The 17,724-nt window shown below is 64.3% G+C and carries 14 protein-coding genes and 2 pseudogenes; 13 read left to right on the top strand and 3 right to left on the bottom strand.

Going from position 1 to position 17,724, the window contains the following annotated elements:
• Positions 1-11 precede the first annotated feature (11 nt).
• A complete protein-coding gene (locus ACZ5KU_RS15980; RefSeq protein WP_416769046.1) occupies positions 12-1,919 on the top strand; it encodes a M48 family metallopeptidase in 1,908 nt (635 codons plus the stop codon).
• 76 nt (positions 1,920-1,995) lie between these two features.
• Positions 1,996-2,898 (top strand): LysR family transcriptional regulator, encoded by a 903-nt coding sequence (locus ACZ5KU_RS15975; RefSeq protein WP_054060482.1) that lies wholly within the window; start codon positions 1,996-1,998, stop codon positions 2,896-2,898.
• A gap of 116 nt (positions 2,899-3,014) precedes the next feature.
• On the opposite strand, the gene ACZ5KU_RS15970 is transcribed toward ACZ5KU_RS15975, so the two are convergent.
• Together ACZ5KU_RS15970 and tcuC are read right to left on the bottom strand one after the other, a co-directional pair.
• Positions 3,015-3,785 (bottom strand): substrate-binding domain-containing protein, encoded by a 771-nt coding sequence (locus tag ACZ5KU_RS15970; RefSeq protein ID WP_054060483.1) that lies wholly within the window; start codon positions 3,783-3,785, stop codon positions 3,015-3,017.
• Between the two features lie 78 nt (positions 3,786-3,863).
• Positions 3,864-5,162, bottom strand: coding sequence for an MFS transporter (tcuC, locus tag ACZ5KU_RS15965; protein ID WP_273820884.1), 1,299 nt, complete (start codon positions 5,160-5,162; stop codon positions 3,864-3,866).
• Between the two features lie 371 nt (positions 5,163-5,533).
• Between tcuC and ACZ5KU_RS15960 the strand changes: the two genes are divergently transcribed.
• The 7 genes and pseudogenes from ACZ5KU_RS15960 (at position 5,534) to ACZ5KU_RS15930 (ending at position 14,116) form a co-directional block, all read left to right on the top strand.
• A complete protein-coding gene (locus tag ACZ5KU_RS15960; protein WP_192842778.1) occupies positions 5,534-6,847 on the top strand; it encodes an MFS transporter in 1,314 nt (437 codons plus the stop codon).
• Between the two features lie 71 nt (positions 6,848-6,918).
• Positions 6,919-8,106: an MFS transporter gene (locus ACZ5KU_RS15955; protein ID WP_464735810.1), complete on the top strand. Its 1,188-nt coding sequence runs from the start codon at positions 6,919-6,921 to the stop codon at positions 8,104-8,106.
• 103 nt (positions 8,107-8,209) lie between these two features.
• Positions 8,210-8,760, top strand: a pseudogene (phnN, locus tag ACZ5KU_RS15950) (phosphonate metabolism protein/1,5-bisphosphokinase (PRPP-forming) PhnN).
• Positions 8,761-9,031: 271 nt separating this feature from the next.
• Complete coding sequence (locus tag ACZ5KU_RS15945; RefSeq protein WP_054060487.1) at positions 9,032-9,691, top strand: ABC transporter ATP-binding protein; 660 nt, start codon at positions 9,032-9,034, stop codon at positions 9,689-9,691.
• Positions 9,688-12,177 carry an ABC transporter permease gene (locus tag ACZ5KU_RS15940; RefSeq protein WP_464735809.1) on the top strand — a complete coding sequence of 830 codons (2,490 nt, stop codon included), beginning with the start codon at positions 9,688-9,690 and terminating at the stop codon, positions 12,175-12,177. Before ACZ5KU_RS15945 ends, ACZ5KU_RS15940 begins: the two co-directional genes overlap by 4 nt.
• Positions 12,167-13,246: a lipocalin-like domain-containing protein gene (locus ACZ5KU_RS15935; protein ID WP_464735808.1), complete on the top strand. Its 1,080-nt coding sequence runs from the start codon at positions 12,167-12,169 to the stop codon at positions 13,244-13,246. Before ACZ5KU_RS15940 ends, ACZ5KU_RS15935 begins: the two co-directional genes overlap by 11 nt.
• 78 nt (positions 13,247-13,324) lie before the next feature.
• A complete protein-coding gene (locus ACZ5KU_RS15930) occupies positions 13,325-14,116 on the top strand; it encodes a class I SAM-dependent methyltransferase (RefSeq protein WP_273820879.1) in 792 nt (263 codons plus the stop codon).
• Positions 14,117-14,125: 9 nt separating this feature from the next.
• On the opposite strand, the gene ACZ5KU_RS15925 is transcribed toward ACZ5KU_RS15930, so the two are convergent.
• Positions 14,126-15,010, bottom strand: a complete 885-nt coding sequence (locus ACZ5KU_RS15925; protein WP_054059790.1) for a helix-turn-helix domain-containing protein — start codon at positions 15,008-15,010, stop codon at positions 14,126-14,128.
• A 280-nt stretch (positions 15,011-15,290) separates the two neighbouring features.
• Here ACZ5KU_RS15925 and ACZ5KU_RS15920 point away from each other — a divergent pair, with 280 nt between their 5' ends.
• The 4 genes and pseudogenes from ACZ5KU_RS15920 (at position 15,291) to ACZ5KU_RS15905 (ending at position 17,721) form a co-directional block, all read left to right on the top strand.
• Positions 15,291-15,485, top strand: a complete 195-nt coding sequence (locus tag ACZ5KU_RS15920; protein ID WP_054059789.1) for a Flp family type IVb pilin — start codon at positions 15,291-15,293, stop codon at positions 15,483-15,485.
• A 153-nt stretch (positions 15,486-15,638) separates the two neighbouring features.
• Positions 15,639-15,833, top strand: coding sequence for a Flp family type IVb pilin (locus tag ACZ5KU_RS15915; protein ID WP_054059788.1), 195 nt, complete (start codon positions 15,639-15,641; stop codon positions 15,831-15,833).
• Positions 15,834-15,860: 27 nt separating this feature from the next.
• Positions 15,861-16,390, top strand: a pseudogene (locus ACZ5KU_RS15910) (A24 family peptidase).
• Between the two features lie 2 nt (positions 16,391-16,392).
• The gene (locus tag ACZ5KU_RS15905) at positions 16,393-17,721 is read left to right on the top strand and encodes a P-loop NTPase family protein (protein WP_054059786.1); all 1,329 of its coding nucleotides are present in this window, start codon (positions 16,393-16,395) and stop codon (positions 17,719-17,721) included.
• The last annotated feature ends 3 nt before the right edge of the window (positions 17,722-17,724 follow it).

Genomic DNA, 17,724 nt, shown 5'->3' with positions numbered 1-17,724 from the left:
ACGGACGGTTCATGAATTTCTTTGAACACCAGGACCGCGCCCGCCGTCAAACCGGGCGCCTGGTCCTGTTGATGGCCCTGGCGGTCATCAGCCTGATCGCCCTGACCAGCCTGGCTCTGACCCTGATCTGGCACTTCTATGGCGAATCGGAGAGCCGCCGCAGCGTGACGCCGGTGCTGGACCCGACGCTGGTCGGCGCCGTGGCGGTGGTGGTGATCGGCGTGGTGCTGTTCGGCTCGCTGTACAAGCGCGTGCAGTTGAATGCCGGCGGCAAGCTGGTCGCCGAAAGCCTTGGCGGGCGGCTGATCAACCTGGATCCCCAGGACTTCCATGAAAAGCGCCTGCTCAATGTGGTCGAGGAAATGGCCCTGGCTTGCGGTGCGCCGGTGCCGTCGGTGTATGTCCTCGAAGATGACAGTATCAACGCCTTTGCCGCCGGCCTGAGCCCCAAGGATGCGGTGATTGGCGTGACCCAGGGGGCGATGAGCCTGCTCGATCGCGATGAGCTGCAGGGCGTGATCGCCCACGAGTTCAGCCATATCTACAACGGCGACATGCGCCTGAACATGCGGCTGATCGCCTTGCTCCACGGCATCCTGCTGATCGGCCTGATCGGACACTGGGTGTTGCGCAGCGATAGCGGTTCCTCGCGCCGTTCCTCGTCCTCGAACGACAACAAGGGCGAGCTGTTCAAGGTGGCCGTTGGCCTGACTCTGCTGATACTTGGCTATGCCGGGACATTTTTCGGCAACCTGATCAAGGCTGCGGTCAGTCGCCAGCGCGAATTCCTCGCCGATGCCTCGGCGGTGCAGTTCACCCGCAATCCCGACAGCATCGGTGGTGCCCTGAAGAAGATCGGCGGCCATGCGGCCGGCTCGCAGTTGCGGGCGGCGAATGCCGCCGAGTTCAGCCATCTGTATTTCGGGGCCGGGATCAAATCGGCCATCGACGGTCTGTTCGCCACCCATCCGCCGTTGGCGGAACGTATTCGCCGGATCGAGCCGGGTTGGGATGGCCAGTATCCGCAGGTGAAACGCTCGGGCGACCACCCCGAAGAGCTGGTCGCGCCATCGACGCCGTCTGCTCGCCCGGCCGGGTCGACGGCCTTTGCTCAAGCGGCGGTTGCCCAGTCGATTGCCGCGATCGGCGACCCTGGCCTGGCGCACCTGCAGGAGGCCCGGGATACCCTGCAGACCTTGCCCGAGGCCCTGATCCGGGCTGCCCACGACAGGGAAGGCGCCCAGGCACTGGTCTACGGTCTGTTGCTCGATTCGGTGGAGGTCCTGCAGCAACAGCAACTGGACCTGCTGCGCCCGCATCTGCAGCCGGCCCTGGCCGAGCGCCTGGAAGCCTTGCGGGCACCGTTGCGCGAGGTGCCCCAGGGGCAACGCCTGGCCCTGGTCGATCTGGCGATCCCGGCGCTCAGGCAGTTGGGCCGGGACGAGTTCAACGCCGTTAAGCGTGGCATGGCCTTGCTGATCCGCGCGGACGATCGGGTCGAGCTGCTGGAGTGGACCTTGTTGCGCATCGTCGAACGCAATGTCGAAGGTCTGCGCTCGGTGGCTGGCAAGTATCGCCTGGAGGCGCTGGCCGACGAGGTGGCGCTGCTGCTGTCGTTCCTGGCCCGGGCCGGGCAGGCTGATCCGCAGCGGGCCGGCCAGGCGTTTGCCCATGGCTGCGCCGAACTGGCGTTCGTGGTGCCGGCCTTCAGGGGCGAGGGCGACCTGAAAGCCCTGGAGGCGGCCTTGCATCGCCTGACCGGTTTGCTGCCGTTGCAGAAGCCGGCACTGCTCAAGGCCATGGCCCGTTGCATCGGGCATGACGGCCAGGTCACTGCGGCCGAGGCTGAACTGATGCGGGCGGTGGCCGATATCCTCGATTGCCCGATGCCGCCGTTGCTTGCGGCGGCTCAGGCATGACGCTGCTTCATTGGCTGCATCTATCTGGCTGATCCATGCGTTACACTGATCAATCTGTTTCCGATGAGTGTACGCCGTGGCCATCAACTTCGATTTGAACGATCTGCAGGCCTTTCGCGCGGTGGTCGAGCAGGGCAGTTTCCGCAAGGCGGCCCAGGCCATCAATATTTCCCAGCCGGCCCTGAGCCGGCGGGTGGAAAAGCTCGAGGAAGCCCTTGGCGTGCGGCTGTTCGAACGCACCACCCGACGGGTCAGCCTGACCCAGGTCGGTCGCGCCTTCGCGCCCACGGTGGAGCGGCTGCTGGATGATCTGGACGTTGCGCTGCTGGGCATCACCGATGTCGCTTCGACCCGGCTGGGGCATGTCACCGTGGCCTGCGTGCCCTCGGCGGCGTATTACTTCATGCCCAAGGTGATTGCCCACTATCACCGCCAGTACCCGAAGATCCGGATCAAGGTGCTCGATTCCAGCGCCAACGACGTGCATGCGGCGGTGCTCAGCGGCGAGGCGGACTTCGGCCTGAGCTTCACGGGCAATCTGCAGCCGGAAATCGAGTTCGAGCTGCTGGTGGAGGAGCGTTACGTGGTGGCCTGCCGACGTGATCATCCGTTGGCGCAGCGGGCCAGTGTGAGCTGGAAGGAACTGTACCAGCAGGACTACATCAGCCTCGACAAGACTTCGGGCAACCGTTTCCTGCTCGATCAGGCACTGATTCGTCTCACGCCGGAAAAGCCGGGGGTCTGCGAGACCCGGCACGTCACGACCATGATCGGCCTGGTGGAAGCGGGGCTGGGGGTGGCGGCGGTGCCGACCATGGCGATGCCGGGACCGGAGCATCCGATTCTGACCGGTGTGCCGTTGATCGAGCCGCAGGTGATGCGCAAGGTGGGGTTGCTCAAGCGCCGGGGCCGGGTGCTGACCCCGGCGGCCCTGGAGCTGGAGCGGCTGATCGTGGAAATGAAGCAGCCGGCGGGGTAGTGGGGGTTATGAGGTGGGGGCTGGCCAGGCCGTTTGCGGATGAATCCGGTTCCCACGGACTGTTGTGAGAACCGGATCTGTCCGCGAAAGCGCCAGCATCCGCCGCGCAAAACGGCTCAGCGGCTCACTGAGTCCAGCCCGGTGGCCTTCACCGTCTCCTGGGCAGCCGGGGCAGCCAGATACTGGAGCAATGCCTTCGCCTGTTCCGGGTGTTGTGCATCAACCGGAATACCGGCGGCGAACCGGGTCACCGATTGCACCGACTCCGGAATCTTGCCGACAAAGGTCACCCCCGGTACCGGCAGCAGCTCGCTGACCTGCTGGAAACCCAACTGGTATTCGCCGCTCGCCACCACCGTGCCCACCGGGATCTTCGGTACCATGCTCGCCTTGGGCTTGAGCTGGGCCTCGATGCCCAGGCGCTTGAAGAGCTGCTCCTGGATATACACACCGCTGGCGCTATCGGAGTAGGCCACTGACTTGGCCTTGAGCAGGGTGTCCTTCAATTCCTGCTCGGTGCCGATGGCCGGCTTGGCACTGCCTTCGCGCACCACCAGGCCGATCCGCGAGTCGGCCAGTTCGACCCGCGACGCGGGCACGACCTTGCCTTGCTTGATCAGTTCATCGAGGGCGTAGCCGACCATGATCACCACATCGGCCTTTTCGCCGCGCGCCAGTCGATTGGGGATCGCCTCCGGGGCCTTGCCCATGGACGGGCCGAGCGCGGTGTCGAGGGTGTTGCCGGTTTCGGCGGCGAATTTCGGGCCGAGAATCTTGTAGGCGGCGGTAAAGCCACCGGAAGTCATCACGCGGATTTCCTCGGCCTGGGCGACGCTGCCCAGGGCCATGCTGCCGATCAGGGCGAGTTTCAGAAAGAGTGCTTTCATCACATGTCTCTTCTTGGAAGGGTGGAATACGATGCTGCCCCGTGGGAACCGGCTCCCACAGGGCAGAGGGGGCACAAACTAGAGGGCAGGCTTGAGCTGCATATTCGCCTTGCGATACAGGAACAGCGTCGCGCACAGCGCACAGATGGCGGCAAGGCTCATCCAGTAACCCGGTGCGGCCTTGTCACCGCTGTATTCGATCAGCGCCGTGGAAATCGCCGGGGTGAAACCGCCGAACACCGCGGTCGCCAGGCTGTAGGCCAGGGAGAAACCAGCCACGCGGACTTCCGCCGGCATGATTTCGGTCAGCGCGGCAATCATCGCGCCGTTGTACATGCCGTAGAGGAACGACAGCCACAGCAGCACCAGCAGCATGCTGCTGAAGCTCGGTGCCTTGACCAGCAGCGACAGCGCCGGATAGGCCGTGGCCAGGGTCAGCCCGGCCATGGCCAGCAGTACCGGACGGCGGCCGATGCGGTCGGAGAGCGCGCCGCCCAGGGGCAGCCAGCAGAAGTTGGAGACACCCACCAGCAGGGTCACCAGCAGGCTGTCGGCGGTGCTCAGGTGCAGTACGGTCTTGCCGAAGGTCGGTGCGTAGACGGTGATCAGGTAGAAGGCGGTGGTGGTCAGCGCGACCATCAGCATGCCGGCAATCACCGTGACCCAGTTCTGTGCCAGGGTGTTGAGCACTTCACGCATGCCCGGGCGACGCTTGCGCTGGGCGAACTCCTCGGTTTCCGCCAGGTTGCGGCGCAGGAAGAAGATGAACGGCACGATCAGGCAACCGAGCATGAACGGAATGCGCCAGCCCCAATCGGCCACGGCGCTGGCGGCCATCCACTGGTTCAGGCCATAACCCAGGGCGGCGGCGACCACCACGGCGACCTGCTGGCTGCAGGACTGCCAGGCAACGTAGAAACCCTTGCGCCCCGGTGTGGCGATTTCCGCCAGATAGACCGAGACCCCGCCCAGCTCGGCGCCGGCGGAAAACCCTTGCAGCAGGCGCCCGAGCAGGACCAGGGCCGGAGCCAGCAGGCCGATGCTCTCGTAGCCGGGTACCAGCACGATCAGGATGGTGCCGCTGGCCATGATCGACAGGGTGACGATCAGGCCCTTGCGCCGACCGACCTCATCGATATAGGCACCGAGGATGACCGCGCCCAGCGGGCGCATCAGGAAGCCGGCGCCGAAGACCGCGAAGGTCATCATCAGCGAGGCGAACTCACTACTGGCAGGAAAGAAGGCGGCAGCGATATAGGTGGCGTAGAAGCCGAAGAGAAAGAAGTCGAACTGCTCGAGGAAGTTGCCCGAGGTGACACGGAATACCGCGCCCGCCTTGGCACGGGCGGAACTGGCGGTGGGTGGTGTGGCGTGCATCGTTAGATCTCCAGCGTTTTTTATGGCCTGCATCGGGTGCAGATTTTTATTGGTGGTGATACTGGAGCAGCCTAATAGATTTGATAAGTGCATTTTTAGAATGGATTGATGCATTTTATGGATCATTGCCAGGCTTTTGGTTGGGCGTGCTCCCAGAAAGCGCTAGTTTATCGGGCAGAGTCAGGAGATCACCCTGGGCGGCGGGACGGAGCCAAGCCTGATGTGAGTTCGTACAGTCAGGGTTCAGCAAGATCTGCTCACGGATATTGAGCAAAACGCTATGATCCGCAGGGTAGAGCGGATTTCGGGGGTGTGTGATCAGCGGTTCATCGGGAATTTTCGGGCTGCGCCTGTCGCGCCAGGCCAGTGGCATGTTGGCGATCCTGATCGCCATCGGCCTGTCATCGTTGGACACCGCCATTGCCAACACGGCATTGCCGGCGATTTCCAGCAGTCTGCACACCACGCCCGCCGCTTCGGTGTGGATCATCAACGCCTATCAGCTGGCGGCGGTGGCCACCCTGCTGGCCTTCGCCTCCCTCGGCGGGGTGCTTGGGCATCGCAAGATCTATATGTTCGGCCTGGTGCTGTTCACCGTGGCCTCGGCGTTGTGTGCGATGTCGACCACCTTGACCCAACTGACGCTCGCCCGGGTGCTGCAGGGCATTGGCGGCAGTGCGATCATGAGTGTCAACGCGGCGCTGATCTTCAGTTTGTTCCCGCCGGAAAAACTCGGCAAGGGCATGGGGCTCAATGCGCTGGTGGTGGGTATCTCGTTCGCCGCCGGGCCCACCGTGGCCTCGCTGATCCTGTCGGTGGCCGACTGGCCCTGGCTGTTCGGGGTGAACATTCCCATCGGGCTGATTGCGCTGGCGATGGCGATCCCTTCGCTGCCGCATACGCCGCCCAATGGCCAGCGCTTCGCCTGGGGCACGGCCGGCCTGAGCGCGCTGACCTTCGGTTCGCTGATCTATGCGTTGGGCGAGGGCGCCCAGTTCGCCGGGGCGACGGCGATCTGCCTGGCACTGCTGGTGTGTGTCTGCGCCGGTTACCTGATGATTCGACGGGAGGCCGGGCATCCGGCGCCGATGTTTCCCCTCGATCTGCTCAAGCGGCCGATGTTTGCCTTGTCAGCCCTGACGGCCTTCTGCTCGTTTGCCACCCAGGGCCTGGCGTTCGTCTCCTTGCCGTTCTTTTTCGAGACGGTGCTGGGCCGCGATCCGGTACAGACCGGCTACCTGATGACGCCCTGGTCGGTGGTGGTGGCGTTGATCGCCCCCTTTGCCGGGCGACTGTCGGACCGCTACCCGCCAGGGTTGCTCGGGGGAATCGGCCTGGGCGTGCTGTCGCTGGGCATGTTGTCCCTGGCCTTGCTGCCCAGTGATCCGAGTGCATTGGAGATCGGCATCCGCATGATCATCTGCGGGCTGGGTTTCGGCTTCTTCCAGTCGCCGAACCAGAAGGCGCTGTTGACCAGCGCGCCGCGTGAGCGCAGCAGCGGGGCCAGCGGGACGATCGCCACGGCGCGGTTGCTCGGGCAGTCGACCGGGGCGGCGCTGGTGGCCTTGAGTTTCGGTATCTCGAGCCATGAGGGGCCGATTCTGGCACTGTTTATCGGGGCGGGGTTTGCGGCGGCGGCTTGCCTGGCGAGTTTTTCGCGGTTGGTGGCGCGTCACGACATTTGACGTGCTGGCCCGCCTTTGGCGGTTCGCGGGCAACCGAGCATCGGCCGGCCGCTCCTGCAAGGGGGAAAGGGATGGGCAGGGATTACCTGGCGTTTTTTGCGTCGTTGTTTCTTTCAAGGCTGGCCGATCAGATCCTGTTGTTCATCGTCCCGCTGATGGTGTTCCAGACCACCCACAGTGCCGCCTGGACGGGATTGGCGTTCTTTGCCGAGGCGTTGCCACGGTTTCTGGCCTTTCCGGTGTGCGGGGCCTTGTGCGACCGCTTTTCGCCGGTGCGTATCCTGCATCTGAGCCAGGCCTGCCGGGCCGTGACCTGTGTACTGGCCGTTGCCGGTCACGGGCTGTTCGACGGGATCTACTGGCTGGTTGTGCTGTCGGCGTTGTGCGGGGTACTGACCACACAGGGCATCATGGCCCGGGAGGTGCTGTTGCCGCATATCTTCGCGCGCTACAGCTACACCAGGACGCTGTCCTATTCGCAGATCGCCGACCAGAGCGGCCTGGTGCTCGGCCCATTGTTGGCCGCGCTGCTGCTGGAGGTCATGGCCTGGCAATGGGTGGTGCTGGGCGTGGCCGGGCTGTTCGTGCTGGCCGACCTGGCGATGCTCGCCTGGAAACGCAGCAGCGCGGTCACGCTTCCTGCCTTCGAACAGCAGCCGGGACCCTGGCTGCAGCCCTTGCGCACGGCCCTGGGGCATATCCGCACGCTGCCCGAGTTGCAGAAAATCATCTGCCTGGCGGTCGGGGTCAACCTGATCGTCGGCGTGACCCTGGCGACCTCCGCCACCCTGGTGGTCGGCGTCCACGAGCAGGGCAAGGATTACTATGCCGGGCTGCAGGCGGTGGGCGCCGGTGTGACCATCGCCATCCTGTTCGTGCTGGCACGGATCAGCCTGTCGTTGCGCCTGCTGGGCGGGCTGTCCTATGCGCTGATTCTGCTGGGCGGTTTCATCAGCGGCTTCAGTCCCTCGATCGCAGGGTATGTGCCAGGCTTCCTGCTGGTGATCGGCTTTGACAAGATGTTCAACGTGTACATGCGCAGCGTCCGCCAGCGGGCCATCCCGGTGCAGGATTTCGGCAAGACCGTTGGCGTGATCACCTTGCTGAACAACCTGTCGCAGCCCCTGGCAGGTTTGCTGGTCGGGATACTGGCGGCACCGCTGGGGGCTCGTGGGGTGGTGCTGGTGCTGAGCATGGCAAGCACGCTCATCGGCGTGGCGGTGTGCTGGCGATGGTTCAGGCGCGTACCGACAACCTGATCGCGCCACTGGAAAAACCCCGCTGATTGGATATTCTGTGCGGCGATTATTGATCCGGCCAGCCGCTGCTCCAGGCCTGGCGACAAGTACAGAGGATGTGGTGATGGCGGGCAGGTTGATCTATCTCATCGGGCCTTCGGGCTCCGGCAAGGACAGTCTGCTCGATGCCGCCCGCGATGACCTGGCGCAGCATGGCTGCCGGATCGTGCGACGGGTCATTACCCGTTCCGCCGAGGCGGTGGGCGAAGCGGCCCACGGGGTCAGTGCCGAGCAGTTCGCGGCGATGCGCGAGCAGGGGGCCTTTGCCATGAGCTGGGAGGCCAACGGCCTGAGCTATGGCATTCCCGTTGAAATCGATCAATGGCTGGCTGATGGCCTGGACGTGCTGGTCAACGGTTCGCGCGGCTACCTGCCCCAGGCCCGCCAGCGTTATCCCGACCTGCTGGCGGTGTTGCTGACGGTGGACCAGGCGGTGTTGCGCGAGCGGCTGCTGGAGCGGCGTCGTGAGTCGCCGGCGGAGATCGAGGCACGGTTGGCGCGCAATGCGGCTTTTACCCTCGGAGCCGGAGACGACCGTCGCTGGTGCTGCTGGACAACTCCGGGCCGATCCGCCAGACCGTGACCCGGCTGTTCGCCCTGATCGGCAAGGGGTGAACCCGCCGACGTCCCGGCAGGTGTTGTCTGAAGTTGAAGGGGGGCTGTCCGGCTGCCGTTCATTCCCGACAGCCGCCTGAGCGAGGGCGGCCGGGGCCGCAGCCTGCGGACCGCTGATGGTGGTGTGGGGGCGAGCGCCTGGAGGCGTTGCGAGCCAACTTCCCCGGTTGAACGCGCGTGCAAAATGGTTCGTGATGCCCTATAACGGCTGACATCGTAAAGCCTGGCCTGGCGTTTCGCCAGCCGGGCTTGTCTCGGGAAGAGGTTATCGATGTTGCGTATTCGCGGGTTGAGCAAGGCCTACGCCACGGCCCAGGGACCGCTGGCCGTGTTGCAGGGGGTGGATCTGGAACTGGAGCAGGGCGCGAGCCTGGCCCTGATGGGGGAGTCGGGCAGTGGCAAGAGCACCCTGTTGCATCTGGTGGCCGGCCTGGACCGCGCCGACAGCGGTTCGATCGAGGTCGGCGGGCGTGACCTCTGCCAATTGAGCGAAGTGCAACTGGCCAACTGGCGACGCCAGGACATCGGCCTGATCTTTCAGCAGTTCAACCTGATCCCCAGCCTGAGCGTGGCCGACAACCTGGCATTCCAGGCGCGCCTGGCCGGGCGCCATGATCGGCAGTGGGAGAACCAGCTGATCGAGCGCCTGGGGCTTGGGCAGACCCTGTCGCGTTATCCCGAACAGCTCTCCGGAGGCCAGCAACAGCGGGTCGCCCTCGGCCGTGCCCTGGCGGCCCGACCGCCGTTGATCCTGGCCGACGAACCCACCGGCAGTCTCGACGAGAGCACCAGCGACGAGGTGCTGGATGTGCTGCTGGAACTGCTCGCCGACAACGCCACCAGCCTGTTGATGGTCACCCACAGCGAACGCATGGCCAGCCGCCTGCAGCGTCGAGTGCGTCTGCACGGTGGCCGGCTGAGCGAGTCATGAGGACGTTCTACTGGGCCTTGCGCGCGCTGCTCAGTCACTGGTGGCGGCATCGCGTGCAACTGGCCAGTGTCCTCGCCGGGTTGTGGTTGGCCACGGCCTTGCTGATCGGTGTCCAGGCGCTCAACAGCCAGGCTCGGGACAGTTATGCGCGGGCCAGCCAACTGATCGGCGGTGCGGCGCCTTATCGCCTGGTCAGCCGCGATGGCGGGCATTTCGAGCAGCAGGTGTTCGTCCGGTTGCGTTTGGCCGGCTGGCCGGTCTCGCCGTTGTTGCAGGGGCGTCTGGAGCTGGATGAACCAGGCCAGCCGGGGCATGTCCAGCGCCTGCAGGTGTTGGGCATCGATCCGGTCAGCCTGCCGCGCGACAGCAGCCTGGCCGGTCAGGCCGTGGACAGCGAATCGTTGCTGGCCTTCATCGGCGTGCCGGGGCAGACCTGGGTGGCGGCCGATACCCTGCAGCGCCTGGGGCTGAAGGTCGGCGAGCGGCCACGCACGCCGCAAGGACTGCTGCTGCCGCCTCTGGCCCTGCGCCCGCAACTGCCGCCCGGCCTGCTGCTGATGGATATCGGTGCCGCCCAGCAGTTGCTCGATGCCCCGGGGCAGTTGTCACAACTGTTGCTGGCGACCGACTTTGCACGCACCGATCCGCCGTTGCCGGGCGATTTGCGCCATCGCCTGCGTCTGCAGGCGCCGGGTGACGAGAGCGACCTGGCACACCTGACCGAGAGTTTCCATCTCAACCTCAGCGCCCTGGGTTTCCTGGCATTTATCGTCGGCTTGTTCATTGTCCACGGAGCGATCGGCCTCGCCTTGGAGCAGCGCCGCGGCCTGCTGCGCACCCTGCGTTCCTGTGGGGTCAGCGCTCGCTGCCTGTTGAGCGCGCTGGCGGTGGAACTGCTGGGATTTGCCCTGGTGGGTGGACTGCTCGGCGTGATCAGTGGTTACGGTCTGGCCAGCCTGCTGCTGCCGGATGTCGCCGCGAGCCTGCGGGGGCTTTATGGTGCCGAGGTGGCTGGCAGCCTGAACCTGCCGGCCAGCGATTGGCTGGCGGGGTTGGGGCTGTCCGTGGGCGGTGCCTTGCTGGCCGGCGCTGGCAGTGTCTGGCGGGCTGCGCGGCTACCGTTGCTGGCATTGGCCCAGGCTGAAGCCTGGCGGGCGGCCCAGGCCCGGCGGTTGCGCCAGCAGTTCTGGTTGGCCGTGTCGCTGGCGTTGCTGGTGCCGGCGTGCATCGTCTGGGGCAACAGCCTGGCCAGTGGCTTTGCCTTGATGGCGGCCTTGCTGATTGCCGCGGCGCTGTTGTTGCCGGTTTGCCTGAATGGGTTGCTGAGCGCCTTGCTGCCGGCCTGCCGTCGGCCCCTGAGTCAGTGGTTCATCGCCGACAGCCGCCAGCAGTTACCGGCGCTGAGCCTGGCGCTGATGGCCTTGCTGTTGGCCCTGGCCGCGAACATTGGCGTGGGCAGCATGACCTCGGGCTTTCGCCAGACCTTCAACGGCTGGCTCGACCAGCGCCTGTTCGCCCAGTTGTATATCACTACCCAGGACCCCACTCAGAACGCGCAACTGGAACACTGGCTGGCGGCACGCAGCGATGTCCAGGCGGTATTGCCGGGTTGGGACGCCGAAATCAGCCTGCAGGGCTGGCCGACCCAGGTGCGCGGCATACCGGAGGTGCCGGCCTATCGTCAGCACTGGCCATTGCTGGCGTCGGTCGATGGGGCCTGGCCGCGGTGGCTGGTGGGCGAGGGGGTGATGGTCAGCGAGCAACTGGCGCGGCACCTGGGGCTCGAACTCGGTCGCTCATTGGTGCTGCCTACCCCGGTTGGCGACTGGTCGCTGCCGGTGCTCGGCATATACGCCGACTACGGCAATCCCAAGGGTCATCTGCTGCTGGAAGGGCGTGCGCTGCAGGCCCACTGGCCTGAACTGCGGCCAACCCGCTACAGCCTGCTGACCGCTGCCGACAGCGTGGCGCCGCTCAAGCAGGCGCTGCGGCAGACCTTTCATCTCGACGAGGCGCACCTGATCGACCAGGGCGAACTCAAGGATACGGCCGGCAAGGTCTTCGAGCGCACCTTCGCCGCGACCACGGCCCTCAACAGCCTGACCCTGGGGGTGGCCGGCGTCGCGCTGTTCATCAGCCTGCTGAGCTTGAGCGAAAGCCGCCTGGGGCAGTTGGCGCCGTTGTGGGCGCTGGGGGTTGGCCGTCGCCAACTGCTGTTGTTGAGCCTGGGGCAGACCCTGCTGCTGGGCTCGCTGACGCTGTTGCTGGCAATCCCGCTGGGGCTGGCATTGGCCTGGTGCCTGGTGGCGGTGGTGAACGTCCAGGCCTTCGGCTGGCGTCTGCCGATGATCGTCTTCCCCTGGCAACTGCTGCACCTGTCGCTGATGGCGCTGGTGGTGACCCTGGTGGCGGCCGCCTGGCCGTTGTGGAAGTTGTTGCGGGTCAGCCCGGTGGCCTTGTTGAGGACGTTTGCCAATGAACGCTAGGGGCTTGTTCGCATTGCTGTTCGGCTTGCTGCTGGTTGGCTGCGATCAATCGCCGGCGCCTGAAGTGCAAGGCTTCGCCGGTCTGGGCGCGAGCGCCAGCGATTTCGCCCAGGTCGTACCGGGGCAGACGCTGGAGTTTCCCCGCGACCACGGTGCGCATCGCGACTATCGCATCGAGTGGTGGTACATCACCGCCAACCTCAAGGATGCCGAGGGTCACCGCTATGGCGTGCAATGGACGTTGTTCCGCAGCGCCCTGCGGGTGCCCGGCGACCTGCAGGGCTGGAGCGAGCCCACCTTGTGGATGGGGCATGCAGCCCTGACCAGTGAGCAGGGGCATCACTATGCCCAGGCCTTGTCCCGGGCCGGGGTCGGTACCGCTGGCGTCGAGGCCGAGCCGCTGCATGCCTGGATCGACGACTGGCAACTGCGCAGCCTCTCACCGGCCAACCAGGGCCTGGGGCAGATGTTGCTGACGGCCCATGGCAGCGATTTCGGCTACCGCTTGCACCTCAGTAGCGATCGGCCGTTGGTGTTGCAGGGGGATCATGGCTATAGCCTGAAGTCCGGCAAGGGGCAGGCCTCGTGGTACTACAGCCAGCCGTATTTCCAGGTCATTGGCAGTCTGCAGGTCGACGGGCGTGAGGTCCAGGTCAGCGGCCAGGCCTGGCTCGACCGCGAGTGGAGCAGCCAGCCGCTGGCAGCGGAGCAGTCCGGCTGGGACTGGTTTTCCCTGCACCTGGCCGATGGCTCGAAGGTCATGCTGTTCCAGGTACGACAGCAGGGCGGCGAGGCCTATCGGGCCGGGACCTGGATCGGTGCCGATGGCCAGGCGCAGGTGCTCCGGGGTGACGATATCTTGCTGACGCCCGGGCGGGCGGCCCGCGTCGCTGGCCGCCAGTTGCCGGTGGAGTGGCAATTGGAGATTCCGAGTAGGCAGTTGCGCATCGAGACGAAGCCGTTACGGGACGATGCCTGGATGGGCACCACCTTTTCCTACTGGGAGGGGCCGATCAGCCTGAGTGGCAGCCAACAGGGCGTGGGGTATCTGGAGATGACCGGGTATTGAGGGCGCTTCCAGATGGCCTGGTTGATATTCGCCTGACCGCAGCGTGCCCGATAGAGGATGACTTAAAGGAGGACTGACATGAGCACCGAACCAATCCGCTTCAATGATGGTGCCTCGTACGAGCGGTACATGGGCAAGTGGAGCCAACTGGCGGGGGAGGCGTTCCTTGACTGGATAGCCCCGGCACCGGGCCAGCGCTGGCTGGACATCGGCTGTGGCAACGGGGCCTTCACCGAAATGCTGATCGGGCGCTGCGAGCCGGTGTCGGTGGATGGCGTGGATCCCTCCGAGGAACAACTGGCCTATGCACGTACACGACCGGCGCTGGGCTCCACCACGTTCCTGCTGGGTGATGCGATGGCGCTGCCCTACGACGAAGACGCGTTCGACATTGCGGTGATGCCGCTGGTGATTTTCTTCGTTCCCGAGCCGGCCAAGGGCGTTGCCGAGATGGCCAGGGTCGTGCGCCCTGGCGGCGTCGTTGCCGCCTATGCCTGGGATATGTACGGGGGCGGCTTCCCCTATGAGGCGCTGCTGTCGGAGATCCGCGGGCTGGGCATCGCGGTGCCGAAGCCACCCAGCCCCGAGGCTTCACGGATTGAGGACATGCGCCAGCTCTGGGGCGCGGCCGGCCTGCATGACATCGAGACACGCGCGATCGAGGTCAAGCGCACCTTCATCGATTTCGATGATTTCTGGGAAACTGCCCGGGGCGCGCCGAGTGTCGGTGCGACGCTCGCCAGAATGGCCGCCGAGGATCTGGCCCGGCTCAAGGCTCGGCTGCGTGAGCGCCTGCCGGCCGATGCGCAAGGCCGTATCACCTACGGCGCCCGGGCCAATGCGGTGAAGGGGCGGGTGCTGGGTTCGTGACCGCAAGTCTCAGCCTTCCATCGTCTCGGCCCCAAGCGTCTGCACCAGGCCTTCGAGCATTTCCGTGGTCGCAGGGTCCTGCGCCGGCTCGACCACGGCTCGTGCTCCGAACTGGCGCGTCAGGCGATATTCGCTCGGCGTGCAGTTGGCGAACTGCTTGAAGGCGCGGGCGAAGTAGGAAGGGTCCTTGAAGCCGGCCTCATAGCCGATGCTGGTAATGGGCATCTGGCTGTTGTCCAGCAGCTCCTTGGCGAAGTCCATGCGCTTGTTCAGGATGTAGTCGGTGAAGCCGAGCCCGTAGGTTTCCTTGAACAGGCGGCTGAAGCGGAAGGTGGTCATGCCGCAGCGCGTGGCCAGTTCCTTCTGGTCGATGCTGTCGCGAAAGTGCTGGTCGATGTACAGCAGCACATGGCTGAGCGCCTGGTGCTTCTGATGGTCCGCGGTCATCCGGATACTGCCCGGCAGGGTCGGCGAGTGGTCGATCCGTGGGGTCTTGCGCTGGTCGTTGACCGGGCGACGCAACTCGTGGAGCTGGAGCACCGCCGCCAGGTAGCGATTCCTTTCGGCGACGCTCAGGGGCAGCACCATGTATTCCCAGACACACGAACGCATGGCCCACACCGCCAGTTCCTCGGAGTGCTGCACGGTGAACATGGTGATCGGGATGGTGGGGGCGGCGTGCTTGATCTCCAGCAGCATCCTCAAACCCGGTGTATCGGGACGATCGAAGTGGATGCAGATCATGTCGGGGTGCAGCTTGCCCGAGAAGGCCGACTCTTTTGCCAGTGTGCAGTCGCAGGCCTGCTCAAACTGCCTGATGAGTTCGGGGGTGCTTCGATCCCGGGTTCGATCGAACCACAGCAGTGATGGTTTTCTGGTCACCTTCGACGTCATGCGCTCTGCTCTGAGGTTCGTACGGCCATCCATTGAACAGTATTGCCAATGTGGCAGCGCCTTTTCAGATTGAATCTCGATAAAAAGAGCCGACCTCAGTGCCTGCTGTTCTATGTGGCGTCGGTGCCGTCTCATGCCTGCAAGCGTCTGCCCGCAAAAAAGTCCTAGGGATACGCAAAATCCTCCTAACCCTCCTGCAAGTGCCCTGACTACTGTAGCCACAAGCAGTTTTAAAACAGCTGCTGCCCGGTCATAACAACAAGCGAATGAGGTGTACGAAATGACTCTTCAAACTATCAAGACTTCGATAATGAAGTTCGCCAAAGATGAAGATGGCCTGACCATTGTGGAATACGCAGTGGCCGGTGGCTTGATTACCGTGCTGGTGGCTGCAGCCTTCGTTCTTTTGGGCGGCGCCGTGAACACCAAGATCAGAGCGCTGTGCCAGGCCGTCAATAACAACGTTGCGTGCTGATTACCCCGACTCTTTGCCGGGGTGGCGCAGTTGTTCGTGGAATAACCGGTGGTCACTTCTTATCGGGGAACCACCGGATAATTCGATGAACTTCGAGCGGTCCCTGTCGATGCAAGTTGCGGGTTGCATGAATGCTCAAGTGAGGTGTGCAAAATGACACTGCAAACAATAAGAGCGGCGATACGCAAGTTCAGCGCGGATGAAAATGGCCTGACCATCGTCGAGTACGCGGTGGCCGGTGGCTTGATCACCGTCGCTGTGGCCACGGCGTTCACGCTGTTGGGTGGCGCGGTGAATACCAAGATCATGGCGCTGTGCCAGGCCGTGAATAACAACGTTGCGTGCTAACGACCCATCCCACCTGGGAGACGCGCCATGTCCACGGAACTGCTGTTTTCTACCGTTTTGCTGATAGGACTGCTTGGCGTGGCGGTGGTGAGCGACCTGCTTCGCCACCGTATTCCCAATACGCTGGTCCTGTTGGGACTGGCGCTGGGGCTGGTCGGTCAGTTTCATTCAGGGGTATGAGCGGATTAGGCGATGGCCTGTTGAGCGTGCTGATCTGTTTTGCCCTGTTCATTCCCATGTATGCGGCGGGCGGCATGGCGGCCGGTGACGTCAAGTTGATGGCCATGGTCGGCAGTTTTCTTCCTTTCCATTATGCCTTGTGGGCGGCGTTGTTCAGCCTGATCGCTGGCGGCCTGTGCGGTTTTCTGATCGTGCTGATTCGCGGCCAGTTATTCAAGACCCTGGGGCGCTACTGGCTGATCATGCGGGCGCAGGCCTATCTGGCGCCCACTGCGGATGAAGCGGCCGGCAAGCCTTTCCCTTATTCGATTGCCATATTGCTTGGCACGTTGAACACCCTCAGCTGGCAACTGTTTGCCAGCGGATTGGGAGGTTAGTCATGCGCATCGTCGAGAGTGACCGTTATCACAGTGAACGAGAGGCGGTGCAGCGGCTCGCCCCCCAACCCTGCACGATCAGCGAGACAGGGCTGACGGATAGCTTTCTCGGTGACCTGGTCTGCAAGCATCTGCATGATGCCGGGGTGCTGGACATGCCGCGGCTGGTCGAACGCCTGGCGCTGACCGGTGCCGTGCTGGAAGAGGTGCTGGCGTTTCTGCGCAAGGATGGCCGCGTCGAGGTGCTGGGCCAGGCGGGCGGGCAAACCGGTGGGCAGTCGCTGCGTTACGGCCTGACCGAACGCGGTCGCAGTTCCGCTCGCGATGCCCTGTCGCGCAGTGGCTACATCGGTGCGGCACCGTTCCCGGTGAGCACCTATCGTTCGCTGCTCAAGCTACAGACCATCCACCATGGCAAGATCGGCGCGCACGACATGCGCATGGCGCTCGATGGCGTGGTGCTCACCGAGCAGATGCTCGATCAGCTGGGGGTGGCGCTCAACTCCGGACGGGCGCTGATGATCTACGGCCCGGCCGGTACCGGCAAGACCTACGTCAGCAGCCGGCTGATTCGTCTGTTCGCCGATCCCATCTGGGTTCCCCAGGCCATCGCGATCAATGAATCGGTGGTGGAGATCTATGACCCGCAGGTGCACCAGCGCCTGGATGACGACAGTCAACTGAACAACCTGATGCTCAACAAGGGCATCGATCGTCGGCTGCTGCGCTGCAAGCGCCCGCTGGTCATCACCGGTGGCGAGTTGAGCATGGAGCAGCTGGATATCCGCTATGACCCCTTTACCCGCCAGTACCAGGCCGCCCTGCAGCTCAAGGCCAGCAATGGCCTGTTCATCATCGACGACATGGGCCGCCAGCGCATGACGCCCGCCGAGCTGTTCAACCGCTGGATCGTGCCGATGGAAGAGAAGCGCGACTTCCTCAACCTCGGTGGCGGACGCCATTGCGAACTGCCGTTCGACCTGATCCTGGTGTTCTCCACCAACCTCAATCCCCTGGAGTTGGCCGACGAGGCTTTCCTGCGGCGGATTGGCTACAAGCTGCAATTCGGTTACCTGAAGCCCGACCAGTACGAGCAGATCTGGCAGCAGGAGTGCGAGCGCCTGGGCATTCGGCATGACCCGATGCTGGTGCGCTACGCACTGCAGAAACTCTACGCCCTCGAAGGCATGCCGCTGGTGCCTTGTCACCCCCGCGACCTGCTGAACATGGCCCTCGATCGCCAGCGTTACCAGGGCGGCGGCGGGCCGCTGTCGCCACAGGAACTGGATTGGGCCTGGCGCAACTACTTCGTCCAACTCGACTTTCTTTGAGTG

It is taken from the genome of Pseudomonas sp. Tof1 (genome assembly GCF_055390395.1).
The sequence above is the reverse complement of the archived record's forward strand: the minus strand, read 5'-3'. Positions and strand labels throughout refer to the sequence as shown.

What these genes read in the sequence shown, in the direction of transcription:
- ACZ5KU_RS15955 (WP_464735810.1), top strand. Translation starts at nt 6,919, where the DNA reads ATGGGCAGGGATTACCTGGCGTTTTTTGCGTCGTTGTTTCTTTCAAGG.
- ACZ5KU_RS15920 (WP_054059789.1), top strand. Translation starts at nt 15,291, where the DNA reads ATGACTCTTCAAACTATCAAGACTTCGATAATGAAGTTCGCCAAAGAT.
- ACZ5KU_RS15960 (WP_192842778.1), top strand. Translation starts at nt 5,534, where the DNA reads ATGTTGGCGATCCTGATCGCCATCGGCCTGTCATCGTTGGACACCGCC.
- ACZ5KU_RS15935 (WP_464735808.1), top strand. Translation starts at nt 12,167, where the DNA reads ATGAACGCTAGGGGCTTGTTCGCATTGCTGTTCGGCTTGCTGCTGGTT.
- ACZ5KU_RS15930 (WP_273820879.1), top strand. Translation starts at nt 13,325, where the DNA reads ATGAGCACCGAACCAATCCGCTTCAATGATGGTGCCTCGTACGAGCGG.
- ACZ5KU_RS15925 (WP_054059790.1), bottom strand. Translation starts at nt 15,010, where the DNA reads ATGACGTCGAAGGTGACCAGAAAACCATCACTGCTGTGGTTCGATCGA.
- ACZ5KU_RS15915 (WP_054059788.1), top strand. Translation starts at nt 15,639, where the DNA reads ATGACACTGCAAACAATAAGAGCGGCGATACGCAAGTTCAGCGCGGAT.
- ACZ5KU_RS15970 (WP_054060483.1), bottom strand. Translation starts at nt 3,785, where the DNA reads ATGAAAGCACTCTTTCTGAAACTCGCCCTGATCGGCAGCATGGCCCTG.
- ACZ5KU_RS15945 (WP_054060487.1), top strand. Translation starts at nt 9,032, where the DNA reads ATGTTGCGTATTCGCGGGTTGAGCAAGGCCTACGCCACGGCCCAGGGA.
- ACZ5KU_RS15940 (WP_464735809.1), top strand. Translation starts at nt 9,688, where the DNA reads ATGAGGACGTTCTACTGGGCCTTGCGCGCGCTGCTCAGTCACTGGTGG.
- ACZ5KU_RS15980 (WP_416769046.1), top strand. Translation starts at nt 12, where the DNA reads ATGAATTTCTTTGAACACCAGGACCGCGCCCGCCGTCAAACCGGGCGC.
- ACZ5KU_RS15905 (WP_054059786.1), top strand. Translation starts at nt 16,393, where the DNA reads ATGCGCATCGTCGAGAGTGACCGTTATCACAGTGAACGAGAGGCGGTG.
- tcuC (WP_273820884.1), bottom strand. Translation starts at nt 5,162, where the DNA reads ATGCACGCCACACCACCCACCGCCAGTTCCGCCCGTGCCAAGGCGGGC.